This window comes from Enterobacter sp. 01-M-03-SI-ECC (assembly GCF_047530215.1).
Taxonomy (GTDB): Bacteria; Pseudomonadota; Gammaproteobacteria; order Enterobacterales; family Enterobacteriaceae; genus Enterobacter; species Enterobacter chengduensis.
In genome coordinates this window covers 61010-85399 of sequence record NZ_JBLKDA010000020.1, presented here as the reverse complement: position 1 = coordinate 85399, position 24390 = coordinate 61010, and the positions used below count along the sequence as shown (strand labels likewise).

The 24390-nt window shown below is 55.3% G+C and carries 26 protein-coding genes and 2 tRNA genes; 19 read left to right on the top strand and 9 right to left on the bottom strand.

Annotated features, from left to right (window positions below; all coding sequences use genetic code 11):
* The first annotated feature begins 1 nt into the window (after position 1).
* Entirely contained in the window at positions 2–703 is a 702-nt protein-coding gene (locus tag ACMWKK_RS17760) for a fimbria/pilus periplasmic chaperone (protein ID WP_045330714.1), read from the top strand.
* A gap of 4 nt (positions 704–707) precedes the next feature.
* On the opposite strand, the gene ACMWKK_RS17755 is transcribed toward ACMWKK_RS17760, so the two are convergent.
* Both ACMWKK_RS17755 and ACMWKK_RS17750 read right to left on the bottom strand, forming a co-directional pair.
* Entirely contained in the window at positions 708–1340 is a 633-nt protein-coding gene (locus ACMWKK_RS17755) for a LuxR C-terminal-related transcriptional regulator (RefSeq protein ID WP_112781181.1), read from the bottom strand.
* Between the two features lie 445 nt (positions 1341–1785).
* Positions 1786–1873: transfer RNA gene (locus ACMWKK_RS17750), tRNA-Ser, on the bottom strand.
* 277 nt (positions 1874–2150) lie between these two features.
* On the opposite strand from ACMWKK_RS17750, the gene ACMWKK_RS17745 reads away from it, so the two are divergent.
* From ACMWKK_RS17745 to ACMWKK_RS17720, 6 genes are all read left to right on the top strand, one after another.
* A complete protein-coding gene (locus ACMWKK_RS17745; protein ID WP_112781182.1) occupies positions 2151–3287 on the top strand; it encodes a D-alanyl-lipoteichoic acid biosynthesis protein DltD in 1137 nt (378 codons plus the stop codon).
* On the top strand, positions 3284–3406 hold the full coding sequence (locus tag ACMWKK_RS17740) for a hypothetical protein (RefSeq protein ID WP_256371422.1): 123 nt from the start codon (positions 3284–3286) through the stop codon (positions 3404–3406). The genes ACMWKK_RS17745 and ACMWKK_RS17740 overlap by 4 nt, the downstream gene beginning before the upstream one ends.
* 9 nt (positions 3407–3415) lie before the next feature.
* Complete coding sequence (locus ACMWKK_RS17735) at positions 3416–4534, top strand: MBOAT family O-acyltransferase (RefSeq protein WP_045330721.1); 1119 nt, start codon at positions 3416–3418, stop codon at positions 4532–4534.
* Positions 4531–5964, top strand: coding sequence for an AMP-binding protein (locus tag ACMWKK_RS17730; RefSeq protein WP_112781183.1), 1434 nt, complete (start codon positions 4531–4533; stop codon positions 5962–5964). Before ACMWKK_RS17735 ends, ACMWKK_RS17730 begins: the two co-directional genes overlap by 4 nt.
* A gap of 17 nt (positions 5965–5981) precedes the next feature.
* Positions 5982–6200, top strand: a complete 219-nt coding sequence (locus ACMWKK_RS17725; protein ID WP_045330727.1) for an acyl carrier protein — start codon at positions 5982–5984, stop codon at positions 6198–6200.
* A gap of 156 nt (positions 6201–6356) precedes the next feature.
* Positions 6357–7193: an alpha/beta fold hydrolase gene (locus tag ACMWKK_RS17720; protein WP_112781184.1), complete on the top strand. Its 837-nt coding sequence runs from the start codon at positions 6357–6359 to the stop codon at positions 7191–7193.
* Positions 7194–7321: 128 nt separating this feature from the next.
* Here the strand turns inward: ACMWKK_RS17720 and ACMWKK_RS17715 are convergent.
* A tRNA-Ser gene (locus ACMWKK_RS17715) sits at positions 7322–7409 on the bottom strand.
* Between the two features lie 130 nt (positions 7410–7539).
* The gene (locus ACMWKK_RS17710) at positions 7540–9168 is read right to left on the bottom strand and encodes an ABC transporter substrate-binding protein (protein ID WP_112781185.1); all 1629 of its coding nucleotides are present in this window, start codon (positions 9166–9168) and stop codon (positions 7540–7542) included.
* Between the two features lie 269 nt (positions 9169–9437).
* Here ACMWKK_RS17710 and yccA point away from each other — a divergent pair, with 269 nt between their 5' ends.
* The gene (gene yccA / locus ACMWKK_RS17705; protein WP_045330736.1) at positions 9438–10097 is read left to right on the top strand and encodes an FtsH protease modulator YccA; all 660 of its coding nucleotides are present in this window, start codon (positions 9438–9440) and stop codon (positions 10095–10097) included.
* A gap of 55 nt (positions 10098–10152) precedes the next feature.
* Here yccA and ACMWKK_RS17700 read toward each other — a convergent pair whose 3' ends face one another.
* Both ACMWKK_RS17700 and ACMWKK_RS17695 read right to left on the bottom strand, forming a co-directional pair.
* Complete coding sequence (locus ACMWKK_RS17700) at positions 10153–10629, bottom strand: hypothetical protein (RefSeq protein WP_112781187.1); 477 nt, start codon at positions 10627–10629, stop codon at positions 10153–10155.
* Complete coding sequence (locus tag ACMWKK_RS17695) at positions 10626–11333, bottom strand: winged helix-turn-helix domain-containing protein (protein WP_223239935.1); 708 nt, start codon at positions 11331–11333, stop codon at positions 10626–10628. The genes ACMWKK_RS17700 and ACMWKK_RS17695 overlap by 4 nt, the downstream gene beginning before the upstream one ends.
* Positions 11334–11706: 373 nt before the next feature.
* On the opposite strand from ACMWKK_RS17695, the gene ACMWKK_RS17690 reads away from it, so the two are divergent.
* From ACMWKK_RS17690 to tusE, 6 genes are all read left to right on the top strand, one after another.
* Positions 11707–12450 (top strand): fimbrial protein, encoded by a 744-nt coding sequence (locus ACMWKK_RS17690; RefSeq protein WP_045330745.1) that lies wholly within the window; start codon positions 11707–11709, stop codon positions 12448–12450.
* Between the two features lie 75 nt (positions 12451–12525).
* Entirely contained in the window at positions 12526–13032 is a 507-nt protein-coding gene (locus ACMWKK_RS17685) for a CS1 type fimbrial major subunit (protein WP_045330748.1), read from the top strand.
* Between the two features lie 74 nt (positions 13033–13106).
* A complete protein-coding gene (locus tag ACMWKK_RS17680) occupies positions 13107–15809 on the top strand; it encodes a TcfC E-set like domain-containing protein (protein ID WP_112781188.1) in 2703 nt (900 codons plus the stop codon).
* A 15-nt stretch (positions 15810–15824) separates the two neighbouring features.
* Complete coding sequence (locus tag ACMWKK_RS17675; protein ID WP_112781189.1) at positions 15825–16982, top strand: CfaE/CblD family pilus tip adhesin; 1158 nt, start codon at positions 15825–15827, stop codon at positions 16980–16982.
* A gap of 10 nt (positions 16983–16992) precedes the next feature.
* Positions 16993–17544 (top strand): LuxR C-terminal-related transcriptional regulator, encoded by a 552-nt coding sequence (locus tag ACMWKK_RS17670; protein WP_112781190.1) that lies wholly within the window; start codon positions 16993–16995, stop codon positions 17542–17544.
* A 69-nt stretch (positions 17545–17613) separates the two neighbouring features.
* Entirely contained in the window at positions 17614–17943 is a 330-nt protein-coding gene (tusE, locus tag ACMWKK_RS17665; RefSeq protein ID WP_045330802.1) for a sulfurtransferase TusE, read from the top strand.
* Here tusE and yccX read toward each other — a convergent pair.
* Positions 17940–18221, bottom strand: a complete 282-nt coding sequence (gene yccX / locus ACMWKK_RS17660; RefSeq protein ID WP_112781191.1) for an acylphosphatase — start codon at positions 18219–18221, stop codon at positions 17940–17942. The genes tusE and yccX overlap by 4 nt on opposite strands.
* A gap of 92 nt (positions 18222–18313) precedes the next feature.
* Here yccX and rlmI point away from each other — a divergent pair, with 92 nt between their 5' ends.
* Positions 18314–19504 (top strand): 23S rRNA (cytosine(1962)-C(5))-methyltransferase RlmI, encoded by a 1191-nt coding sequence (gene rlmI / locus ACMWKK_RS17655; protein ID WP_112781192.1) that lies wholly within the window; start codon positions 18314–18316, stop codon positions 19502–19504.
* 60 nt (positions 19505–19564) lie between these two features.
* Positions 19565–19882, top strand: a complete 318-nt coding sequence (gene hspQ / locus ACMWKK_RS17650; protein ID WP_112781193.1) for a heat shock protein HspQ — start codon at positions 19565–19567, stop codon at positions 19880–19882.
* 37 nt (positions 19883–19919) lie between these two features.
* On the opposite strand, the gene ACMWKK_RS17645 is transcribed toward hspQ, so the two are convergent.
* Positions 19920–20333: a CoA-binding protein gene (locus tag ACMWKK_RS17645; RefSeq protein ID WP_008499920.1), complete on the bottom strand. Its 414-nt coding sequence runs from the start codon at positions 20331–20333 to the stop codon at positions 19920–19922.
* A gap of 173 nt (positions 20334–20506) precedes the next feature.
* Between ACMWKK_RS17645 and csgI the strand changes: the two genes are divergently transcribed.
* Both csgI and mgsA read left to right on the top strand, forming a co-directional pair.
* Positions 20507–21169 carry a curli synthesis inhibitor gene (csgI, locus tag ACMWKK_RS17640; RefSeq protein WP_112781194.1) on the top strand — a complete coding sequence of 221 codons (663 nt, stop codon included), beginning with the start codon at positions 20507–20509 and terminating at the stop codon, positions 21167–21169.
* Positions 21170–21249: 80 nt separating this feature from the next.
* Positions 21250–21708: a methylglyoxal synthase gene (gene mgsA, locus ACMWKK_RS17635; RefSeq protein ID WP_045330803.1), complete on the top strand. Its 459-nt coding sequence runs from the start codon at positions 21250–21252 to the stop codon at positions 21706–21708.
* 56 nt (positions 21709–21764) lie between these two features.
* Here the strand turns inward: mgsA and helD are convergent, their stop codons facing one another.
* Positions 21765–23819, bottom strand: a complete 2055-nt coding sequence (gene helD / locus ACMWKK_RS17630) for a DNA helicase IV (protein WP_112781195.1) — start codon at positions 23817–23819, stop codon at positions 21765–21767.
* Positions 23820–23942: 123 nt separating this feature from the next.
* On the opposite strand from helD, the gene ACMWKK_RS17625 reads away from it, so the two are divergent.
* Positions 23943–24389: a YccF domain-containing protein gene (locus tag ACMWKK_RS17625; RefSeq protein ID WP_045330768.1), complete on the top strand. Its 447-nt coding sequence runs from the start codon at positions 23943–23945 to the stop codon at positions 24387–24389.
* Position 24390 lies beyond the last annotated feature (1 nt).

Genomic DNA, 24390 nt, shown 5'->3' with positions numbered 1-24390 from the left:
AATGATGAAGAAAAGCCTTATTACGCCCGGTCTTTGCTTTGCTCTGGCAGGGGGAATATTCCCCTGCCCCGCTTCGGCGGTGTATTTCACCTCGATCATATTTGATATGGATGCCAGCAAAAATTTCATTTCAAAGCCTATATACAATGATACAACGCGCAATAATTTATACACGATGTCGGCGTATCAGATTTTGCGCCCGGGTGACGGAAATGAAGCAACGGTGTCCCGCGCCAGCAAAGATTTAGTCTGGTCCCCCCTTAAGTTTACGGTTCAGGCCAACGGCAAGGAGTATTTTAAACTCTATTATCATGGCCCAAACGACGACATTGAACGCTACTATCGCGTCATATTCAAAGAAACACCTATTACGCTGTTCCCATGGCGCGAAGACCAGAAAAAGATGGATATCACTCCGGTTGTCGCCATGAGTACCATACTCATCGTTCGGCCCCGTAAGACGCAGTTAAAATATGAGATTGATGAAGCAAAAGGCATTATTCGCAACACGGGAAATACCTATTTTCGGGTAGTCCTGCAAAAAGGGTGCAATGGTGATGATGAAAGCTCGACGCAATTTTATATGCTGCCGGGCGAAAGCTGGCAAGGACCTGAAGCCCGTAGCGGTAATAAAAAATATGTTGTCGCACTGGGCCGTTACAATCGTTTAGGCAGCGGTTGCTTTGCGGATTCACAGCCGTAAAACCCTAGCCTGGCGCAGTGATAGCATGCCTGAAGCGCAGTTCTCGCAGCCGATCCATTCCACCAAATTTCTTCCGCAAAGAGTACTGAAAGCGGTAGACATTCCGGGCACCGCACTGCATCACGAGGGCAATATCCTGGTTGGAGTGCCCTCTGGCGAGCAGCCTGAGCGTGGTCATTTCATGGTCTGTGAAGGAGGGGGTACGGCGGCACTTTGGGATCCGTCCAAGCATCAGGCGTTTGATCTTTTCGACAAAGCCGTGAACGCCATTATTGACGACTACCGCGCCGAATAACTCGGAGCGCGACATCCAGAAATTAGCCATCGGGAGCATACTTTTTTCAACCACCAGAATGATTTTTAATCCCGTCATCCGCAACTTCTCAATCCATTCTTTATCTAAAAAAAGCAGGATATGATCTAAAGAAAAATCCACAATTATAATGCCCCTGGGGATAAAGCAGGTAAGTTCTTTAAATACCAGATCGTTAATTGCGCGTTTAAAATAGTGATTTCCATCTGGCCATATTGCAAATTTCCGCTCCCCACACTGTAAATCGTTGCTCTTACTCTCATACTCAATAGGACAATTTAATCCACACCTCATACAGTGAATCCCAGAAACATTAGCAGACATATTATCACCATCAAATTTTGATTAGACATTTAAACATCATCAGTAACATATAGAAACAACGATAAATATTCAATAAACAAGGCACCGCGGAAATCATTAATTTACGATAAATAAAAAAATAACAGATTACTTTATGATGTGAATTAAACGCTGAATTTGTTATTAGGTTGTACAGCTAAAACTCAGGAATAATAGCCTGACTGTCGTTGGCGGCATTGAACCTACTGAACGGCTTGATGGGGGCTGTGAGAGTGATTACCGACGTCACGGGGCGAACAACCACAAACGCTACGGATTGAAGATCTGCTCCCGGCTGATGTCATATTCATCGACATTCAGTGGGATACGGCGCATAAGTTAACGGACAGACAGCGACTTTAGCCAAAAGCGAGGGTGCATCAGAAACGAAAAAGCCCAGGTCGCATAACGACCTGGGCTTCGAATTTGGCGGAAGCGTAGAGATTCGAACTCTAGAACCCTTTCGGGTCGCCGGTTTTCAAGACCGGTGCCTTCAACCGCTCGGCCACGCTTCCAAAGTGAGGCGCACTATAAACATCTATTAGCGCCTTGTAAAGCAGGAATTTTTCGTTTTTTGCCCATAGCCGTTTAACTGCGCAAAAAGTCACCGAGAAGCATTCCCGCCTCACTCTCTGCTCCCTTGTACATACCGTAACACAGCAACGCTCATCCTTTTAAATCGCTCTGGTATAGAATGCCACCAAAATAGACGGCCATTTGTTGTGTAATTGTTATAAATCTGAGTTCCCACAGATTATAGAAATTACTGCCACGTAGTCTTACTGGTTGATGATGAAAATCAAAAATACGCTTTGCTTACATATCCTGATGGCGACGCTGGCGATTGCGTTCCTTTGTGTTCACCCTTTGGTGAGGAGCCTCAATCCCCCGCTCACCTTCCAGCCGCTGATTAAATCCATGGCGGGCACGCCTAAAGAACAAGCGGAAAAAATTGCAACTATTTCCCATGCCTTACAAGGGAATGCCATTTTCTTCATTGGCGCGTCTGAGGTTGCTACCTCAGAAGATGAACATTACGCGGTATATAATTACTTTAATAAGCAATTGCACCAGCCCGTCGTGGCCTATGGCGATGCCTTTGTTGATGATGAAACGCAATTTTTACTGTTCTCTCGTTTTAAAGATAGCCTTAACGCAAACAGTAAAGTGGTGCTACTTCTGGCACCTGACAGCTTTTACTCAAAAGGGCTGCCGCCGGCTATTTATGCCGATAATTTTCCGGGATCTGTCTTTAATCCGCTGATGAAAGATCCGCAAGCGCGTCCATTACTGGTTAATTACTTAAAACATATTGATGCGAAAGGAATAAGCCATTTAACCTTCGGCCAGATGCGCGTCTTCGGCTGGCACCCCGATCTGATGTGGAACGAGCTGAGCTTCCAGTTTGCCAACATCTGCACCCAGATAAAAAATGACTGGCTGGCGCTGCTCAACGTGACGCCCGAGACGATGCAGCCCTGGCCGCAGCAGCCAACCACCCGCATTTCACCGGACTGGGACAAAGAGCTGGCGAATGCCCGCGAGTTAAATAAAAAACGCCAGCAGAGCGCAGCCACGCTGTGGATGGACAAAACGATTTACGAAGAGGACGGTAAGCCGCAGCAGTGGGATGACACGCCGGTCGTGCCTGCGCAGATCGCCGCTTTCCGTAAAACCGTTCAGCTGCTGAAAGACCGTCACGTGCAGGTGATTGCTATTGTCGACCCGGTTAACCCCTGGGCGCTTTACAATACCGACACCTTCCGCCCGGTTGATAAGCAAATTAAAACCATTCTGGAAGAGAACCAGATCCCGTATTTAGATATGTACGCCATGCCTTATCAGAATGGCTGGAACTGGGATCGTTTGCACCCTTCCGAACTGGCCTGGGTTCCTATGATTCGTTTTATTGCACAGAGTTTTAAATGATGAAAATCGCGATCCGTCTTTTTTTTCTTTATCTCCTGCTGGCGATCACCGTCGTCGCGTGGACCTCTGTCGATGACAGCATGAGTATGCAGCTGCATTTTGAATATCAAAAGTTCTGAGGCCGAATGATGTACAGCTCAGGAATGTTTTTTGTCTATTTATTTTCATCCGCCCTGGCGTTTGCGCTGGTCAATCGCCTGTTGCGCCATCGTCTGACCTATTTATCGGCGTTATCCGTCCTGGCCGCATTAGGCTGGGGCTATATTTTTCAGGGTGATTACCGCGTTCCCGCGGCCGTATTTTTCAGCTTTTATCTTGTCGCCACGTTAAAAGAAAAGGGATGGTTAAAAACCTGGCAGGCTATCGTGTTAACCCTGCTTCCTTTATTTTTGGTTAAATTGCACGTTAATCATCATCTCGGCATGATCGGCCTCTCCTTCATGACGTTCCGCGCGGTGGACGTGCTGCTCTATCGCAGTAAAAAAGAAGGGCAGAATTTCCTGCACTATTTCTGCTATCTGTTTATGCCCTTTATTATCCTGGCAGGCCCGATGTACCGCTGGCGGACATGGATGAGTGACGTCAGCAAGCCCGTATTTGCCCTTAATCGCGAACAGTTTTTAGTGGCGCTAGAGCAAATCATTACCGGCATTGTCCAGAAGTTCCTGTTTGCCATGCTGATTGATTCGCTTGTCGTCCAGCCGTGGAGCCATAAGCCGTTTACGCTGACCGTGGGCGTGGTGATGTCGCTTGCCTATAGCGCCTACCTCTACTTTGATTTTGCAGGCTACAGCAATATGGCCATCGGCGCGGGCCGCCTGTTTGGGCTCAACATTCCGGCAAACTTCAATATGCCGCTTCTGGCAAAGAACCCGCAGGATTTCTGGCGCCGCTTCCACATCAGCCTGTCTGAATGGCTGCGCGATGTGGTCTTTATGCCCGTTTACATGAACCTGATGAAGTTCAACTTTTTCCGTCAAAACAAAACGCTGGCGCAAAATATCGGTATTTTTTGCACCCTTTTCTGCATGGGGGCATGGAATGGTCTGGAACGCCATTACGTCATCAGCGGCGCGCTGTTTGGCGCAATTTCCGTTGCTCACAACATGCTGCTGTGGTCAGCCAAACGCAGCCCGGCACTGCACCGCGGGTTGCAGTATCCGGCTGTTGCGTTTTTAGGGCGAATTCTGACGCTGGCAAGCGCCGCAGGATCCCTTTACATCTTTAGTGGAATGTCACCTCTATGAAAAATCACTCCGATCTTCAGGAACTGCAGGATTTCTTACGCGCGGCATTATGCGATCCCGCTTCTCCGCAGCAGCTGGCCATCAGCGGCAGCGATGAAGCCTTAAGCTGGATGCAGCTTTCCACCGCCGTGGCGGACTGGGCAGAGCGCTATCAGCGTTGCCAGCCCGTTGCCGGTACGCCGGTCGTGTTATATGGCCACCAGCAGGCCGAGTTCGCCGTGGCGATTTATAGCTGTCTGCTGCACAACATTCCGTACATCCCGGTGGACTGCATCTACCCGCAGGAGCGCCTGCGGGAGATCTGCCACCTGGCCAATGCGCCTTACTATTACGACGTCGCGACCCGACAGTTCATCGCCACCGGTGAACCCGGCAAGGTGCTGGAAGAGCAGGATCTGGCCTACATCATGTTTACCTCGGGCAGCACCGGCAAGCCTAAAGGCGTGCAGATTGGCCGTGAAAGCGTATGGCACTTTATGAAATGGGTCAGCCAGGACTTTTCGCTGCCGGAAAAACCGGTCCTGATGAACCACGCGGTATTCAGTTTTGACCTCTCCCTGATCCCTTTGCTGGCGAATCTGGCGATGGGTGGGCATATCGTCCTGAACGCCAAAGACGATATTCAGAAAGAGAACTGGCTGGAAAGGCTGAAAAGCAACGCGGTCTCCGCCTGGGTTTCCACCCCCTCTTTTGCCTACCAGCAGCTGCTATCCCCGCAGTTCAACAGCGAGTATTTGCCTGAACTCGGCGTCTTTATCTTCATTGGCGAAGTGTTAAACAAAGCGCTGGTGAAACAGCTTCGACGCCGTTTCCCGCAGGCAAAAATCATTAACTCCTATGGCCCAACGGAAGCGACCATCGCGACAACCGTGGTCGAAATCACGGATGAGATCCTGAACAGCGACAGCGCCGTGCTGCCGGTGGGAGTCATGATGCCTGAGAGCAAAATGGAAATTTCCGCCGAGGGCGAACTCATTATTTGGGGGAAAAACGTCATGCGCGGCTACCTCGGCCTGCCCCAGGAGAACGCGGCGAAATTACTTCATCGGGAAAATGAAGCGTTTCGCGGCTACCGGACCGGCGATCTGGGCTATGAAGACGGGCTGATCTACTGCCAGGGCCGCAACGATAGCCAGGTCAAACTGAACGGCTACCGCATTGAAATCAACGAGATAGAAAACCGCCTGCTGGCGATGTCCGGCATCAACGAAGCGGTGGTTCTGCCGCTGATGAAGTCCTGCGGCAGCGTGCTGCGCATTGCCGCGTTCTGCGTGACGGAGCTGGCGCCGGATACCATCAAAACCTCGCTGTCGAAGGTGGTTCCGCCCTATATGGTGCCGTCACAAATTATCGTAAAAGACGCTTTGCCGCTGAATCCTAACGGCAAAATTGACCGCAAGCTGCTGGACGCTTACGCCCGCACAAATTAATGATTTCAGGAAAAATTATGGAACAAGAAATTCTCGCCATGTTCGAAAAAGTGTTATCCCGTAAGGTGGGGTTCCACGATGAGCTGATTGAATCCGACATTCTCGACTCCATCCTGGCGGTCGACATGGTGCTGGAAGTGCAGGACGTTTACGGCTGTATGATCCCACCAACCGACGTGGCGACGGTGCTGAAAACCCCGGCCGATCTGGCCCGCTATATCGAAGAAAACCGCTAAACACCTCTGATTTAACCCCCTCCCTGATGGCTCTGGCGCCTCGCGCCAGAGCCCAGAACGCCAGATGAATATCCTTCACCAGAATGAAGCCAACCGCTTTTATGATTTCTCCTACACTTTAGGGGTCGTGTTGTTTTTAACAGAGGAGTCTGCGGTATGGCATTCGTAATCACGAAAGACGGCGTCAATATTTTTTATAAAGACTGGGGTCCGAAAGAAGCTCAACCTATTGTATTTCACCACGGCTGGCCTCTCAGCGCCGATGACTGGGATAACCAGATGCTCTTCTTCCTCGCAGAGGGCTATCGCGTTATCGCTATCGATCGTCGCGGTCATGGGCGTTCGGACCAGGTGAGTGACGGCCACGATATGGATCACTATGCGGCCGATGCGTCGGCCGTGGTTGAAAGCCTGGATCTGCACAATGCCGTGCACGTGGGCCACTCCACCGGCGGCGGCCAGGTCGCCCGCTACGTTGCAAAGTATGGCCAGCCGCAGGGGCGCGTGGCCAAAGCGGTGCTCGTCAGCGCCGTACCGCCGCTGATGGTCAAAACGGACAATAACCCCGGCGGAACGCCCATCGAAGTTTTCGACGGCTTCCGCAGCGCGCTGGCGGCTAATCGCGCCCAGTTTTATCTCGACGTCGCCAGCGGGCCTTTCTACGGCTTTAACCGTGATGGCGCCGAGGTTTCACAGGGTACTATCCAGAACTGGTGGCGTCAGGGAATGACTGGCAGCGCCAAAGCGCACTATGAGGGGATTAAGGCGTTTTCAGAGACCGACCAGACGGAAGATTTAAAAGCCATCACGGTTCCCGTTCTGGTGTTGCAGGGCGACGACGATCAGGTCGTGCCGTATAAGAATGCGGCCCTGCTGCAGGACCAGCTGCTGGCGAACAGCGTGCTGAAAATTTATCCTGGCTTCCCGCACGGGATGCACACCACCCATGCGGATACCATCAACGCGGACATTCTGGCGTTTATCCGCTCATAACGCGGTGTTTGTTGCCGGGTGGCGCTGCGCTTACCCGGCCTACATTTCTTTATTCGTTTATAAAGTCAGGTTTTACATTCACGCCAAAAGAAAAACCCCAGGTTAACGAATAACCTGGGGTTTATATCTGGCGGAAGCGCAGAGATTCGAACTCTGGAACCCTTTCGGGTCGCCGGTTTTCAAGACCGGTGCCTTCAACCGCTCGGCCACACTTCCTAAGTGAGGCGAACTATAAACACCTCCCCGCGTGCTGTAAAGAGTGGCGTCACTCGTTCGCTGTAAAAATAGTCAAAACGCGTTTAATCGGTTGAACGGACAACACATCGACGATTTTATCAGCACAGGCTTAGTGCTTCTTGATGTACATGTCCTTCGTGTAATAGTACCCCAGCTTATCCGGCGTAAATCCCCCTACCCACGGTTTCACCAGGTGCGTGCGGACGTAGTGATAAACCGGAATGGCCGGCACATCACGCCCCAGCAGATCTTCCGCCTGCTGGTAGAACTTGCCCCGCTCCTCCGCTGTTTTGGCTTTGGCGGCATCGATCAGCGCCTGGTCGTAGTCCGGATTGCTGTACTGGCTGGTGTTCTCACTGTCGCCCGTGCGGAAGTTGTTCAGGAAGGTCGCCGCATCGTCATAATCGGCAATCCACGCGTACCGCACCGCATCAAAGTTGTGGGTGTGCATGGTATCCAGCATGGTTTTCCACTCCTGGTTTTGCAGCTTTGCCTCCACGCCGAGGTTTTTCTTCCACATGGAGCTGGCGGCAATCGCGATGCGCTGGTGCGATTCAGAGGTGTTGTAGAGCAGGTTAAAGCTCAGCGGATGGCTTGCGTTATAGCCGGCTTCGTTCAGCAGCTTTTTCGCCTCCGCGATGCGCTTGTCCAGCGGCCAGCTGGCGTAATCCGGGTTCTGAAGCTTAACCCCGCCAATATCCGGCTGGCTGATGAGCCACGCCGGGCGCTGCCCTTGCCCCAGAACTTTCCCGGCTATGATCTCTTTATCCAGCGCCATGTTCAGCGCCTTGCGTACCCGCGCATCGTTGAACGGCGGACGGGTGGTGTTGAACTCGTAGTAATAGGTCGCCAGCTGTGGAGAAACGTCCAGCTGGCTGCCGAGGGTTTTCTTCAGCTGGGCAAACTGGTTAATCGGCACCGTGTACACAATGTCAATTTCGCCCGCTTTATAGCGGTTCACATCCGAGGCCTCGGAGGTGATGGGTAAATACGTCACCTTGTTGATTACCGTGTGCGCATTATCCCAGTAGCGCGGGTTGCGCTCCGCCACGATGCGTTCGTTGACCACCCACTGCGACAGCTTGTACGCCCCGCTGCTGACGAAATGCTCCGGCTTGGTCCACTTATCTCCGAATCGCCCAATCAGCACTTTGTCCACCGGCACCAGCGACGGGTGCGCCAGCATCGCGAGGAACGCCGCGTTGGGCTGCGTGAGCGTCACTTCCAGGGTGGTGTCGTTTATCGCTTTTACGCCCAGCGTGTCGGGCGCTTTTTTGCCCTGGGCGATATCGGCCGCGTTAGCGATATGCATGTTGCCGGGATAGCTGGCATACGGTGATGCCGTTTTCGGATCGATCAGGCGCTGCCAGCTCCAGACCACATCCTCTGCGGTAATCGCCGTGCCGTCGCTCCAGGTGATGCCCGGACGCAGATGGAACGTCCAGACGGTGTTGTCCTTGTTCTCCCATTTTTCTGCCAGCCGGGGTTGAATCTCTCCTGAAGGAGAGACGCTGACCAGCCCCTCGAATAAATCACTGATAATATTGAATTCGACATCGCTTTCGACTTTATGCGGGTCGAGCGAGGCCGGTTCACTGCCGTTATTCCTGACCAGTTCCTGCTTATCGGCCAGCGCGGTTCCTGCCGGCACGTTAGCCGCCCAGGCTGCCGTGCTGGCGCACAGGATCCCGGCGGTGAGTAAAGAAAGCGTAAAGCGCGTGCGTGTTTGTGGTTTCATATCCTTCGCCTTATTGTCTGTTTTGTGACGATCCGGAAATAACTCTTAGCGCTCGAATGGCAATAACGCAATATTTTTCAGTAACCTATAAGAGGTTGATCTGGTAAATTTCCTCAAACCGCTGTTCATACTGATGAAGCGCATTTCTGCAGAAGAAATAACCACCTCCGGCGCTAAGCGCCTGAGTAAAGATGGGTAAAACCACTTTGAGACTGGCGTACGGTTTCCTATTCTTTCCGCTAATTACATCTGTCATAAGAGAGTGACTCATGGATCGTATAATTACTTCGTCGCGCGACCGCACATCGCTACTCAGCACCCACAAGGTGCTGCGCAATACCTATTTCATGCTCAGCCTGACGCTGGCGTTTTCGGCCATCACCGCCACCGCCAGCACCGTGCTGATGCTGCCGTCTCCGGGGCTGATCCTGACGCTGGTGGGGATGTACGGTCTGATGTTCCTGACCTACAAAACCGCTGACAAACCGGTCGGTATTCTGTCCGCGTTCGCCTTCACCGGCTTCCTGGGCTACATCCTGGGACCCATCCTGAACGCCTATCTGTCTGCCGGCATGGGCGATGTGATCGGCATGGCGCTGGGCGGCACCGCGCTGGTGTTCTTCTGCTGCTCGGCCTACGTGCTGACCACCCGTAAGGACATGTCCTTCCTCGGCGGCATGCTGATGGCGGGTATCGTGGTGGTGCTGGTGGGTATGGTAGCCAACATCTTCCTGCAGCTGCCTGCTCTGCACCTGGCGATCAGCGCCGTGTTTATTCTGATTTCATCCGGCGCGATCCTGTTTGAAACCAGCAACATCATTCGCGGCGGTGAGACGAACTATATCCGCGCTACCGTGAGCCTGTATGTGTCGCTGTACAACATCTTCGTCAGCCTGTTGAGCATCCTGGGCTTCGCCAGCCGCGATTAAGCCCACCCGCTGAAACAAAAAGGAGAATGCCACGGCATTCTCCTTTTTTTATGCCTTACTCACCCCGGCAAATATAGGTAGGATAGAGCCGATCCTGAATCAGCCAGACCGAAGGTGAGAGTTCAGAGAGCGTAAGATAATAGCGTGCCGTCGGGCGAGCAAAACTGCCCCACTGCGTATCGGGCGTATTATCATTATGCCGCCGCCAGGTTTTGGTATAGGTGAGTACAATAACGTTGTCATCGTCTCGACGGTGCCAGTTAAAATCTATGTCTCTGTCGATGATCATATTGCGCCCTTCCGCCGACGCGGCACCTTTATACGTTGTCAGCCCCGTCCCATCCTTGTGGAAATAAAACTGCGCGATCGCGTTCACCTTCACCTCGCTTGCCCTTCCCTGATTGCGAATAAAATTGAACTCCGTGCTGCAGGCCAGCGCATCCCCTCTGTGAGAGAGAAATGTACAAATAGCGAGCCCCACGACGCCCCCCACCAGCGCACAGCCCAGCGCGGATAAAAGCCTTATTTTCATTGCTCTGCCCCGCTTTTATAACGAATGGTTTTACAAAAGCTGGTTGGGCTTACCGGGCAGGCGCCGATAAATACCTCGTCCGCGGCGGCGATCGTAAAGCGCGCGCTGAAATAGTAGATATTGTAGGCCTCGCGGTGGCACGCAACGTTGTTAGCCTCCAGCAGCGGTTCCATTTTTGACAGCACCAGCGGTCGGCCGTGATCGTTGATAAGCCAGATGCTGCACTGACCCATTTTCTCCTTCACCGGCTTGAGCATCGCGGGTACGGTCAACGCCCTCGGGCTGAAGACGTAGATGACAAGCCCCATCGTCACCGCGGCGATGGCCCCCAGCGCCGCATGCTTCTTCCCCCAGGCAGGCCAGCGCCCGATCGGCGGTTTCGCCACGCTGGCGTTCGGCTCAGGAGGAGGTTCGGCAGGCAAAAATCGCTTTTTGGGCTGGCAGCTGACGTCCGCCTCAAAGCGGAATCCGTAGCGCGGCACGGTCACGATAATGTCGTTGTGCTCGCCGAGCGACTGAAAGCCTTTGCGTAGTTCACTCACGGCTTTGTTCAGATTATTCCCAGATGGCGTGAAGCCAAACGCCTCCCAGACGCGGGTAATTAATTCCTCCCGGCTGAGGTCTTTACCCTTATTACGAATAAATTCCTGTAAAAGACGCGCGGCGGGAGCTGAAAGCGTAATTGCCGATTCAGGTTGATTCACAGGACTAATTACGTGTGTTTCCGGATCAAATATCAGCGAATTATTGCATATAAAAAACATATTTTATTCTCAGGTTATACCGTGCACCTGCGCTGTATTCATAGAGAACGACAGGCGGCGAAAATAGCGCATTAACTCGCCTGTTTTCGCATCAGGAGGATCTTCCTGAACACTCACTGTTACGGCATTTTCTTTTAACTAAAACACTATAAACCAGGCAAGACAGAATAAAAACCTGTACATAGCAAGTTAAGCAATACAAGTATTCACAACGTTCTGTTCTGGTTAAAGTTTCCCTGCCCTGAAGCACGACGACAGCGGACGGACACGGGTGGACAACCGCCGTGAATGAACCAAAAGCAGGCAGGCAAACTTGAAGCAGAACAAATTAATGAATATGACCAACACGTTTTACGCAGCCGCAATTTCATTGTCATTTTTCTCCGAAATGACAATGGCCAATATGAGCGTTTATCCCATGGAACTGAATGTGGAAAGTTCCGGTGCAGCGCAGATAAAAGTGGCATCTAAAAGTGATGATATTCAGTTCATTCGGGTGAGGCAAAAGAAAATTCTTAATCCGGGAACGCCGCAGGAAAAAGAGATCGACGTGGCCGCGTGGAAAGAGGGTGGCATTGTCGTCACGCCGGAGAAATTTGCCCTTGCCGCCGGTGCATTGCGCGTGGTTCGCCTGGTGTCGCTGACCGCGCCTGCGAAAGAGAGCACGTGGCGCGTCTATTTTGAAGGCGTCAAACAGCCGGAAAGCATTCTCCCTTCCCCCTCGGGCGGCCCTGCGGCCAGCGCCAGGCTGGGCGTGAACGTCATCTGGGGCGCGCTGGTGCACCTCGCGCCGGAAAAGGTGGTGGTCTCACTGCACATCGATCCCGCGCGGGGGGCGTTAAAAAATGACGGCACCGTGCGCGTGCCGCTCAGGGAAATAGGCGTGTGCGACGCGGCTGATAATTGCAGGTGGATTAAAGAAGACGCGACGATTTATCCCGATACGGAGCGTCAATTAAAAACGCTCGCACAGGCCAAGGGCCAGAAATACAAATTCCGCTACTTCAACTGGATCAATAAAACGGCTGAAGAAGCAGATTTACCCGTCGTGCAATAACGCGACGTCACTGTAGAACCCCTCGTGGTTTGTTTAAAGGGCTTATGGAGCTCGTCTGTAAATATGGAGATATCAATGAAAAAGTATATTCAACCTCTGATGATCGTTGCCGCGATGTCCACGGCGTTCAGCGCAATGGCTATTCAGAAAGATATTACGGTCAACGCCAGCGTCGATTCGCAGCTCGACATGACGCAGGCGGATAACACCCCGCTGCCGGCCAGCATCGACATGCAGTACCTGCCGGGTCGCGGTCTGGAAAGCTATCGTCTTAACACCAAGGTGTGGTCTAACTCCGCCACCAGCAACGTCAAAGTGCGCCTGGTGAGTGCGGCTAAGCTGACCAATGCCGACGGCAATGAAACGATCCCGATGACCGTGAAGCTGGGCGACAAAACCCTGAACACCACCGATGCCGAATTTACCGGCACCGAGCTGTTCCCGGGCAGCATTGAAAACGGTTCTGCCGTGCTGCCGCTGACCATTTCTCAGACCACGAAAGGCATCGTTAAAACGGGCCAGTACAGCGGCGTCGTAAGCCTGATGCTGACTCAGGCGACCACTGCGGAAGGCGGTGCGTAACACCACAGCGTATACAAGGAAATACATCAGAGGGTTTCCGCCCTCTGATGTCAGGATGACGTCGAGGCTCGTTCATGGCTTTTCACAGAAATACTCTCCTTTTTGCCGTTTTGTTACCCGCTTCCGCTCCACTTGTTCATGCCGATATGGTTGTTCCTTCGGGCTTCGAGGATCTGGCGAAGACGCAGCGCCTGTGGACCGAGGTCAGCCTGTACGGTGATTCGCTCGGCCTGTTCGAAACCGATATCAATCTTGAAACGGTCACGTTTGTTGCGCCCGATGCGCTCATTGCCGCAATTAAGCGCCGGTTTAACGACGATCCGGCGCTGATTTCCTCCGTCAGCGCAAGCTTATCCGCCCCGCTCGCGCGCAACGGAAACCTGGCGTGCAGCAGCAATGGCTCCGCCAGCGGATGCGACTATATCGACACCCGCAGCGCGGCGATTATTTACGATGAAAACAACGCGCGAATTAACCTGTTTTTTGATAAAGCCTTTTTGCCTAAACCCTCCGAGGAGAGCCGGTGGTATCAGCCCACCCACGACGCTGAAAATGCCCTGATCCACCAGCAGAATATCAACTTTGTGGCCGACGAAAATTATCAGTCGGCCACCGTTCAGGGCAACGGCGCGCTGGCGGTGACGCAGGATGGCTATCTCAACCTGGACTGGACCTGGCTGGGGCAGCGCTCGCGGCACCGGCAGCAGCAGGACTTCACCCTCAACAACGCGTGGTTTCGCCAGGATATCCTACGCCAGTACTACCTCCAGGCGGGCGAAATGGACACCCGCGATCTGTTTAGCAACGCGGGCGGCAACATCAACCTTAGCCAGCTCCCGCTCGGCAAGATCCGCGGCCTGCGCGCAGGCTCCACCCGCGCGTGGATCAATCCTGTCCAGCTGTCAAAGGGCACGCCGATTACCGTACTGCTGTCCCATGACGCGCGCATTGATGCGCGTCGCGGCAACCAGCTGTTGGCCAGCTTCTACCTGAACGCCGGGGCGCAAACCCTGGATACACGCGCCTTCCCGGACGGCAGCTACACGGTGACGCTCTCCATTTATGAAAACAACCGCTTAACGCGCACCGAGCAGGTGCCGTTTACCCGCACCGGCATTACGCCGTTTGACCGCGTGGAGTGGTTTGTGCAGGCGGGAGAAACGGACAATGACGGTACTGACGCACCCCGTTCAGCCGTGGCGCAGGCGGGCGTTCGCCTGCCCGTTACGCCAACGCTGGCGCTGACCAGCGGCGCGACCACCACAAAACAGCACCGGTTCATAGAAAATGCGCTCGACTGGAGCCGCGGGTTCAACGCCGGTCCCGTTGACGGGGTATTGAGCACCCGCTTTAGCTACCTCTATGGCAGCAAAGGCGAGCGCGGCAATATCCAGCAGGTGAGCTACAACGACGGCTTTTCGCTGAGCGTCTACCGCAACGCGCTGTCGGCAGATAGCTGTGATTCCTCCGGCACCGGTTTTGACGCGATTGGCGGCTGCTACCGCTCGCTGTCGGTGATGTTTTCCGTGCCCATCGGCAGCTGGTACGCAAGCCTGGGCTACTCGGATAACCGCAACGAAGGGCGCTACGTCTCGCGCCGCGAACTCCCGGATCGCGACGACCGCCACGACCAGGGGCTTCCGTGGGACAACGTCTACACAACCCGCTCGCGCTCGCAGGCGTGGCAGGGCGGGCTGAGCAACGCCTTCAGCGTGCGAGGTCTGAACGTTAACAGCAGCATCAACCTGTTTATGCGTAACGACCACGCTCAGGCGGGGCGCGACAAGGGCGGATTTCTCAGCGTAAGCGTCTCAATGGCGCACAGCCGCCAGGACAATGCATCAAGCTATACCTCGCTGGGCGCAACATGGCAGCACCAGCAGCGTCAAAAAGACCAGTTGACCTACAGCGCCTCGCATAACTGGTACACCGACGCGCGCGGGGAAAATGAGTTTGGCCTCAGCGCCTCGGGCATCAACAGCGACTCGGTCAACGCCTCGGCGTATACGCGACAGGCCGGCCGATACGGCAACGGCAGCCTGACGGTCAGCGACGCGTGGGATCGTCAGGACAATAAGCATACGCTTAGCAGCAGCGGCAGCTACAGCTCGACGCTTGCCCTGGCGCGCTCCGGGCTGTGGTTTGGCCGCTGGAGCGACGGGCGCCCTGCTTCCGCCATTGCGGTGGACGTTCTCACGCCCGAAGAGACGCCGGATTCACGCATCGCCGTGTCGCTGGACAACGGCGGAAGCGCGGACGTTCCGGCCAACGCGCGGGCGCTTTTCGCCCTGCCGGGCTACCAGCAGACGACCCTGACGGTGAACGAATCGCTGGACGTCTCCCACGGAGCCAGCAGCGAGATCGTCCAGGGGTCCGGCAGCCGCACCGTCTTTATGGTGCCGGGAAAAATGCTGCGTCGCGACGTGCAAACCACGACCCGCTACACCTGGCTGGGCCAGCTGACCGACGGACAGCACACCCCGTTCGTTGGCGGCGTGCCGCTTAACGTTAACGGCTGGAGCGATCTGGGCAACGGCGGCTTTAGCGCGCAAAGCGACGCCCTGCTCCACGCCCTCTACCTGGTCAAACAGCACCAGTTCTACGAATGTGCGCTGCAGGTAAAAAGCATGCGCGACGTGGTGCGCTACGTGGGCGCGGTGACCTGTCAGGAGCTGACCTTCTCCGCGCTGCCGGAAACCGTTCAGCAGCAGGCGCAGCTGATGCTTGCCGGACGCGCGCCGCTTGCCGGCCCAACGGCGATGAACGCAGAAAAATAATGACAGGAACGTGATGTGAAAAAATTACTCTTAGTTTTACTGCTGTTAAGTGCAGGCTCCGGCCAGGCGCTGGCGGCCAGCGCGGGCGGCAGAAACACCAGCGTCGGGATGAGCGTCGATCGCATGGCCTCCCCGGCACGCCTGGACATCTGGCTGCACGAGTCGGGCGGTTTTATCGCCAGCGATCCGCAAAAGTGGGGGCGAAATACCCTCACCTGCCAGTCGCGCACCGATCCGACCTACGGCGCGTGCATGACCGCACCGGTATGGTTTACGGCCAACCCGGCATCGCCTTATCCGATTAACCTGCGCTTTACCCATTCGGTGACTAAAAAAACGGTGGACGTGAAGGTTTACGGCGAAAAGCACATGTTCATGAACGGCAAAACCTACGCCTTCGCCAGCTACGTCACCGGCGGCGCGGGCGATCTCGCGGCGTGGGACAGCGAGCCCTATTTTGATTACTACATCGTGAAAAGCGAGCTGAACAAGCTCAATCAGGCCGGCATCTGGACCGCCACGCTCAGGCAAAACCTGCGCGAATGGGGCAGCGCCGCCTGCGGCGGTAATTTTAACGACGCCAACGTGGGCTGCCCGGGGTATCTGACCATTGCCAGCTGGCAGGCATCGATCCGCATCGAGGTGGTCGATCCCGGCAATCAGCAGATCTATCTGCCCGCCTTCCCCCACTCGACGCCGATCGTTAACCTGAACCTCACCAACTTCCCGGGTCGCCCCGGCGGCAGCGAGATTCAGGGCGAGGCCTCCCTGGACATGTGCCTGTACGACGGCAATAACGCCACCAGCCCGCGCGCGTTTATCCGCTTCGAGGACGACGGCGCGGCCGCGACCGGACGCGCGGAAGGCGCCTTTTCCATCCGACGCCGCGGAGGGAGCCCCGCGCAGGCGCGGGATCGCCTCGACTACCGCGTTTCGGTCACTAACCCCATCACCGGCGCGAAGGAGAGCGTTACTAACGGCAAGGCGATCGTCTGGAACGGCACCAACAATCCTGATTATTTACGTCAGGTCGTCCTGCCCGGAGGCCGCGAAACCGTGCTGTGTATTCCAGCCCCCATTACGTTGACGACGCCCGCCTTTGCCGTCAGCAGTAAAAACGCCGGGGACTATACCGGCACGCTGCGCGTGATCTATACCCCCAGCACGCTATAACGAGGGAACCGTGAGCTACGCCATTCTTGATAACAACCGATATTATGCCGAAGGCCTGCGCTTTTCCCTGCTGCGCCGTCACCCGCAGGCCGGGGTGGAAAGCCAGGACATTCGCTGGCATAGCGCGCTGCTGGCGCGCAACACGCTGGCGATCCGCTGTCGTTTCTCCATTACGGCGGCCCATCACTCGCTGATCACTATTCTTCTCCGGCTTGAAGCCGCGCGCTGGGAGGGTTCACTCTATTTAGTGTGCAATGAAAAGGGCTGGGCGCTGGCGACGCACCTGCGCAAGCGCTTTGAGATGCTGACGATTTACATCATCGACGACAGAATTGCCGTTGCGGACGCGCCGTACGTGCTGGACAAAGAACCCCGCCGCACGCGCAGCCTGGACAGCTGCCTGACGGGTACCGAGTTTAACGTGCTTGACCTGCTGATTAGCGGTATACCCGTGCGCCATATCGCGATCCTGACCAATATGCCGGAAAAGCAGGTTTCCAGCCACAAGTGCAACGCGCTGAAAAAGCTCAACGCAAACAACCTGCTTCAGCTGCTGCTGTAGGCGACTATTTATTCCACGGCGGCTATTTTGCTACACTTCGAAGGTTTTTTGACTAACGTGTGAATGATTATGTTGAGCTTTGAAGGTAAAGAGATCGAAACCGATAACGATGGCTATCTTAAAGACAGCGGCCAGTGGAGCGAAGCGCTGGCAGAGGTGATTGCCGAAAAAGAGGCGATCGCTCTTACCCCGGAACACTGGGAAGTGGTGCGCTTCGTGCGCGAGTTCTATCTCGAATTTAACACCTCCCCTGCGATTCGTATGCTGGTGAAGGCGATGGCGAACAAATTCGGCGAAGAGAAAGGCAACAGCCGCTATCTGTATCGTCTGTTCCCGAAAGGCCCGGCCAAGCAGGCCACCAGGATTGCCGGCCTGCCAAAGCCGGTGAAGTGTATTTAATAACGAATCCCGAAGTTAACGTACTCCCGACCGGGTTGATGCGGTTCCGTTAAGACCTTATCAACCCGCGCGCTGCGCGGGCCGCCCGCTTTCAGCCACGCCACCAGCCTGTCGACCTGCTCCGCTTCGCCGCAGGCGACCACCTCAACGCTGCCGTCATCCATGTTGCGCGCGTATCCCGTAAGCCCAAGCTCAATCGCTTCACGCTGGGTGCTGTAGCGAAAACCAACGCCCTGAACAACGCCGTGAACCCAGGCAATGGTGCAGACTTTTGACATCTTCCTTCTCCTTATCCGTCTGGCGCGTTGCATTTCCCCACTGAACTCGGGAAAATGGCGGCCATTTTCTTGAATCGACAGAACAGCAAATTATGAGTGTACGTTTAGTGTTAGCCAAAGGGCGCGAGAAGTCATTACTGCGCCGTCATCCCTGGGTCTTTTCCGGTGCGGTTGCCCGTATGGAAGGCAAAGCCAGCCTCGGTGAAACCATTGATATCGTTGACCATCAGGGCAAATGGTTAGCGCGAGGCGCCTACTCGCCCGCCTCCCAGATCCGCGCGCGCGTCTGGACGTTCGATAAAGACGAAACCATCGACATCGACTTCTTCGTCCGCCGCCTGCAGCAGGCGCAGCAGTGGCGCGAGTGGCTGGCAAAACGCGACGGGCTGGACAGCTACCGCCTGATTGCCGGTGAGTCCGACGGCCTGCCGGGCGTGACCATCGACCGCTTCGGCCACTTCCTCGTGCTGCAGCTCCTGAGCGCCGGGGCGGAATACCAGCGCGCTGCGCTGATTAGCGCGCTGCAAACGCTGTTCCCGCAGTGCGCCATTTATGACCGCAGCGATGTCGCGGTGCGCAAAAAAGAGGGTATGGAACTGACCCAAGGCCCCGTCACGGGTGAGCTGCCGCCAGCCCTGCTGCCGATTGAAGAGCACGGCATGAAGCTGCTGGTCGATATTCAGGGCGGTCACAAAACGGGTTACTACCTTGACCAGCGCGACAGCCGCCTGGCGACGCGTCAGTACGTCGCCGACAAGCGCGTGCTGAACTGTTTCTCCTATACCGGCGGCTTTGCCGTTTCGGCGCTGATGGGCGGCTGTGCCCAGGTGGTCAGCGTGGACACCTCGCAGGAAGCGCTGGACGTGGCTAAACAGAACGTCGAGCTGAACAAGCTGGACCTGAGCAAAGCCGAGTTCGTGCGTGACGACGTGTTCAAGCTGCTGCGTAAGTATCGCGACCAGGGTGAGAAATTTGACGTCATCGTGATGGATCCGCCTAAGTTTGTGGAAAACAAAAGCCAGCTGATGGGCGCCTGCCGTGGGTATAAAGATATCAACATGTTGGCCATCCAGCTGCTGAACCCGGGCGGGGGGCTGCTCACCTTCTCCTGCTCCGGCCTGATGACCACAGATTTATTTCAGAAAATCATCGCCGATGCCGCAATAGATGCTGGCCGTGATGTACAATTTATAGAGCAGTTCCGTCAGGCAGCCGATCACCCCGTGATCGCTACCTACCCGGAAGGACTGTATCTGAAAGGGTTTGCCTGTCGCGTCATGTAACTTGAAAAGAGAAATATTGCCCGCACATAACGTGTAAGTAATGTTTCCCGGGAGGTGACTATGATTGCCAGCAAATTCGGTATCGGCCAGCAGGTCCGCCACACTTTGCTCGGGTATTTGGGTGTGGTCGTGGATATCGACCCGGAGTATTCTCTTGATGAACCGTCAGCAGACGAGCTGGCGGTGAACGCCGAGCTTCGCGCCGCGCCCTGGTACCATGTGGTGATGGAAGGTGATGATGGACAACCCGTTCACACCTATCTGGCCGAAGCGCAGCTGAGCGGCGAGCTGCAGGAAGAACATCCGGAGCAACCCACAATGGATGAACTTGCTCAGACTATCCGCAAACAGTTACAGGCTCCGCGCCTGCGGAACTAAGCGTGTAAAAAAAGCCCGATGAACGGGCTTTTTTTTATTACTTCGCCAGCCCCAGCCGGGGGATGTCGATTGCCGGACAGCGGTCCATAACAACGTTCAACCCTGCATCCCGCGCCAGAACGGCGGCCTGTTCATTAATCACGCCCAGCTGCATCCACAGGGTTTTCGCTCCGACGGCGATAGCGTCCTGCGCCACTTCCCACGCCGCCTCGGAATTACGGAAAACGTCGACCATATCAATTTTTTCCGGCACGTCCGCGAGCGTGGCATACCCCTGCTGGCCCAGTAAGGTTTTCCCCGCCACTTTTGGCGATACCGGAATGACGTGATAACCCTGATCGAGAAGGTATTTCATCACCCGGTAGCTTGGACGATCGGGTTTATCGCTCGCGCCCACCAGCGCAATGGTACGCGTGGATGTCAAAATCTCGGCAATGTCGTTCTCTTTCATGGCTTTTCTCCTGGCTTTTTTAAAAGTGTACGCCAAACCGCACATCTCAACCATCCATCCCATACCGATGCATGAGGGCAAAACGGCGAAATATGTCTATATGTTAGTAAACGTGATTATCGAAAAATTTAGATACATTAATGCGGCGACAGGATTTCTGACGGGAGCCTTCTATGAAAACCGGTATTGCCACTGCTCTGATTGCGTTAGTGATGCCGGTCTGCGTTTTTGCTACCACGCTCCGGCTTTCCACCGACATCGATCTCCTGGTCCTGGACGGAAAAAAGGTGTCCAGTTCGCTATTGCGCGGCGCGGACAGCATCGAGCTGGATAACGGGCCGCATCAGCTGGTCTTCCGGGTGGAAAAATCGATCGGTCTGGCGAATCACGAGCAGCGGATGTACATCTCCCCGCCGCTGATCGTCAGCTTTAATACGCGGCAAATCAGTCAGGTGAATATCACCCTGCCTCATCTTGAAACGGAGAAGGACTCGGCGGCCTTCGACGCGGCACCCCGCATTGAACTGCTGGACGGGGATGCGATGCCGATTCCGGTGAAGCTGGATATTCTGGCGTTGACAACCTCACCGAAAGGTCCGGACTACGAGGCCGCGACCCAGACCTATAACAAAGCAGGCAAACGCGCATCGCTTCCGCAGTTTGCCACCATGATGGCGGACGACAGCACCCTGCTCTCAGGCGTCTCTGAACTGGACGTCATTCCTCCCCAGTCCCAGACGCTGACCGAACAGCGCCTTAAATTCTGGTTCCAGCAGGCCAATCCCGACACGCGGGCCCGGTTTTTACAGTGGGCAAAACAACAGCCGTCATCATAAGCCACATTTTTTACGCCTCTCTCTTGCAGCATCAGGCGGTTCCCGTCATCGTGTAGTCAGTTAACCTGATGGATATGATTATGGAACTGACAACACGCACGCTGCCTGAACGCAAACACATTGCGCTGGTGGCGCACGATCACTGTAAACAAATGCTGCTTAACTGGGTTCGCCGCCATCAGTCTTTGCTGGAAAAGCACGCCCTGTCGGCGACCGGCACCACCGGCAACCTGATCCAGCGCGAAACGGGTCTGCAGGTGAATGCCATGCTGAGCGGCCCGATGGGCGGCGATCAGCAGGTCGGCGCGCAGATTTCCGAAGGGAAAATTGATGTGCTGATCTTCTTCTGGGATCCGCTCAACGCGGTTCCGCACGACCCTGATGTGAAAGCGCTGCTGCGCCTTGCGACGGTGTGGAATATTCCGGTGGCGACCAACCTGTCGACGGCGGATTTCATCATCGAATCGCCGCAGTTTAACTCGCCGGTGGATATCCTGATTCCGGACTATCAGCGTTATCTTTCCGAGAGATTGAAGTAGCTTTTTTGCCGGGTGGCGGCTACGCCTTACCCGGCCTACCCTTTTTCCCGTCGTCGTTATGGCTTGCGCGCCACCGGCACATCAATACTCTTCAAAATATCGACAAACGCGGATGGCTCCTCTTTATTGAACAGCAGCCACACGCGATGGCGCGCGCGGGTCATTGCCACATACAGCAAACGCCGCTCCTCGGCATCCGGGAAGTCTTCCGGCACCGGCAGCAGGGCCTCTTCCATTACCGACTCGCGAGCCGGGGCCGGGAAACCGTCGCTGCCCTCTTTCAGTCCCATCACAATCACATAGTCAGCCTGCTGCCCTTTGCTGGCGTGAATGGTCATAAATTCAAGCTGCAGCTTCGGCCAGCGGGTGGCCGCTTTTTCCAGCGCCGCGGGTTTGAGGTGGTGGTAGCGCGCCAGCACCAGGATACGTTCATCGGGCTTCGCGTAGCCGCTAAGCTTGTCCAGCAGCGGTTCCAGCTGGTCATCCGCCAGCAGGGTCACGGCTTTTTTATCCCCCGGGCGCAGGCTATTGAGCGGCTTCGCCAGCTGGTGCGGGTTCTGCTGGATAAAGCGGTTGGCGATTTCACCAATCCGGGAATTGAAGCGGTAGGTCGTGTCCAGATCGCTGCGGTCCCCTTCGCCAAAATAGTGGTGGAACGCGGTCGTCAGCGAAAGCTGTGCCCCGCTGAAGCGATAGATGGCCTGCCAGTCGTCCCCCACCGCAAACAGCGACGTATGCTTATTTTGCGCCCGCAGCGCCGAAAGCAGGGCCGCACGCTGCGGCGAGATATCCTGGAACTCATCCACCAGAATATGCTTCCACGGGCTCACAAAACGTCCCTTCTCAAGAATGATGATGGCCTGATGGATCAGGCCGGAGAAGTCGACGGCATTTTCATCCTTTAGCGCGGTTTTCCAGGCCTTCAGCAGCGGCGCCATCAGCTTGACCCGCTTCGAAAACAGATCGCGGATCGCCTCCGGCGCGCTTTCAATCATCTCTGCCTGCGTTCCACCGTGCATTCGCATCAGGCTGACCCAGCGGTCAAGCCGCGAACCAAGCCGACGCGCCAGCTTGTCATCCTGCCAGAAGCTCCCTTCCGGCACCTCCCAGTTGAGCTCTTCCTCCAGCCACTGGCGCCACCCTTTCGCCTGCGCCTTTTTCTCGCTGCACTGCTGGCGCCACGTTTTGATGAACAGCGCCTGACGCGCCTGCGCGTCGTTTTCCAGCTTGCTGATGGCAGGCACTTTTTTACTGCCCTGCTGAATAATATGCAGCGCAAGGGCATGGAAGGTTCTGGCGGTAATATCCCGGGTATGCAGACGTTCCTGGATCCGTTCGTCCATCTCCTGGGCTGCCTTGCGGCCAAAAGCCAGCAGCAGAATCTGATCGGCTACCGCCTCGCCCGTCGTCAGAAGCCAGCCGGCTCGCGCCACCAGCACCGACGTTTTACCGCTGCCGGCGCCCGCCAGCACCAGCACAGACTGCTCGCCGTTGACCACGGCGCGCGCCTGGGCCGGATTGAGCGGTGACGACTCCACCGTACTGAAAAAATCGGCGTATTGGGTAAGCATGGCGTCCGTCCAGGCCTGGTTATGGGCAAGACGGCTTTTATCCATATCATTCAGCCAGGCCTGACACTGGCGCCAGGCGTCGCGACAGTTGTCAAACTCGTCGAGGCGCGTCACCGATAACGGCAGCGCCGAGAGCGCCTGGCGGATCTTTTGCTGCAACCCGGCGGTCTGCTGACGGGTGAGCCACGAATGCTGCGCGTTGCTTTGCGCGATATCGTCCAGCACCTTCTGAAGCACCCCGGCGGCAATCACGCTCATCTCCTGGCTCCACTGCTGCCAGAGCGCGTTCAGGTGATGATGGAAACGCTGGGTTTCCGCCCACTCGGTGCCGTGAAGGCGCACAACTTTATCGTCAGGCAGGACGAACTCCAGCTCGCCCCACACCAGACCGCGTTTGCAGTGGATAGCCAGAAGCTGATTAAACGGAATAAGGTATTCGTGGCGTTCCCCGGAGACTTTCACTCCGGCATTAAGGAGAACCACCCTGTCGTACGGGTGTTGCGCCAGGCGTTTGCCCAACGACGTTGCTTTCAGTTCCATGTTCCGCCAAATCCACGAAGAGATAATTTACCTGACAGTTTAACTGCCAGTTTTAAGGTGCTCCAGCCTAAAAAAACGTTACAATCATTGGGCGTTAATTTTATCGAAAGGAAGTGAGGGTTTATGCGTACCGTTCTGAATGTGTTGAATTTTGTGCTGGGCGGTTTTGCCACCACCCTTTCCTGGCTTTTTGCCACGCTGGTGAGCATCGTCCTGATTTTCACGCTCCCCCTAACCCGCTCCTGCTGGGAAATCACAAAACTCTCCTTAGTCCCCTACGGGAATGAAGCCATCCACGTTGACGAGCTGAACCCGGAGAACAAAAACGCCCTGATGAACACGGGCGGAACCCTGCTGAACATTCTGTGGCTGATTTTCTTCGGCTGGTGGCTGTGCATCATGCATATTTTTGCCGGTATTGCACAGTGCATTACGATTATTGGTATTCCGGTGGGGATCGCGAACTTTAAGATCGCCGCTATTGCCCTCTGGCCCGTCGGGCGCAGGGTTGTTCCGGTTGAAGTGGCCCAGGCGGCGCGCGAAGCAAACGCTCGCCGTCGTTTTCAGTAAA

Bases quoted from the DNA above. Each gene is read 5' to 3' on its own strand.
- ACMWKK_RS17760 (WP_045330714.1), top strand. From the start codon at position 2: ATGATGAAGAAAAGCCTTATTACGCCCGGTCTTTGCTTTGCTCTGGCA.
- ACMWKK_RS17755 (WP_112781181.1), bottom strand. From the start codon at position 1,340: ATGTCTGCTAATGTTTCTGGGATTCACTGTATGAGGTGTGGATTAAAT.
- ACMWKK_RS17745 (WP_112781182.1), top strand. From the start codon at position 2,151: ATGAAAATCAAAAATACGCTTTGCTTACATATCCTGATGGCGACGCTG.
- ACMWKK_RS17740 (WP_256371422.1), top strand. From the start codon at position 3,284: ATGATGAAAATCGCGATCCGTCTTTTTTTTCTTTATCTCCTGCTGGCG.
- ACMWKK_RS17735 (WP_045330721.1), top strand. From the start codon at position 3,416: ATGTACAGCTCAGGAATGTTTTTTGTCTATTTATTTTCATCCGCCCTG.
- ACMWKK_RS17730 (WP_112781183.1), top strand. From the start codon at position 4,531: ATGAAAAATCACTCCGATCTTCAGGAACTGCAGGATTTCTTACGCGCG.
- ACMWKK_RS17725 (WP_045330727.1), top strand. From the start codon at position 5,982: ATGGAACAAGAAATTCTCGCCATGTTCGAAAAAGTGTTATCCCGTAAG.
- ACMWKK_RS17720 (WP_112781184.1), top strand. From the start codon at position 6,357: ATGGCATTCGTAATCACGAAAGACGGCGTCAATATTTTTTATAAAGAC.
- ACMWKK_RS17710 (WP_112781185.1), bottom strand. From the start codon at position 9,168: ATGAAACCACAAACACGCACGCGCTTTACGCTTTCTTTACTCACCGCC.
- yccA (WP_045330736.1), top strand. From the start codon at position 9,438: ATGGATCGTATAATTACTTCGTCGCGCGACCGCACATCGCTACTCAGC.
- ACMWKK_RS17700 (WP_112781187.1), bottom strand. From the start codon at position 10,629: ATGAAAATAAGGCTTTTATCCGCGCTGGGCTGTGCGCTGGTGGGGGGC.
- ACMWKK_RS17685 (WP_045330748.1), top strand. From the start codon at position 12,526: ATGAAAAAGTATATTCAACCTCTGATGATCGTTGCCGCGATGTCCACG.
- ACMWKK_RS17680 (WP_112781188.1), top strand. From the start codon at position 13,107: ATGGCTTTTCACAGAAATACTCTCCTTTTTGCCGTTTTGTTACCCGCT.
- tusE (WP_045330802.1), top strand. From the start codon at position 17,614: ATGTTGAGCTTTGAAGGTAAAGAGATCGAAACCGATAACGATGGCTAT.
- yccX (WP_112781191.1), bottom strand. From the start codon at position 18,221: ATGTCAAAAGTCTGCACCATTGCCTGGGTTCACGGCGTTGTTCAGGGC.
- rlmI (WP_112781192.1), top strand. From the start codon at position 18,314: ATGAGTGTACGTTTAGTGTTAGCCAAAGGGCGCGAGAAGTCATTACTG.
- hspQ (WP_112781193.1), top strand. From the start codon at position 19,565: ATGATTGCCAGCAAATTCGGTATCGGCCAGCAGGTCCGCCACACTTTG.
- ACMWKK_RS17645 (WP_008499920.1), bottom strand. From the start codon at position 20,333: ATGAAAGAGAACGACATTGCCGAGATTTTGACATCCACGCGTACCATT.
- csgI (WP_112781194.1), top strand. From the start codon at position 20,507: ATGAAAACCGGTATTGCCACTGCTCTGATTGCGTTAGTGATGCCGGTC.
- mgsA (WP_045330803.1), top strand. From the start codon at position 21,250: ATGGAACTGACAACACGCACGCTGCCTGAACGCAAACACATTGCGCTG.
- helD (WP_112781195.1), bottom strand. From the start codon at position 23,819: ATGGAACTGAAAGCAACGTCGTTGGGCAAACGCCTGGCGCAACACCCG.
- ACMWKK_RS17625 (WP_045330768.1), top strand. From the start codon at position 23,943: ATGCGTACCGTTCTGAATGTGTTGAATTTTGTGCTGGGCGGTTTTGCC.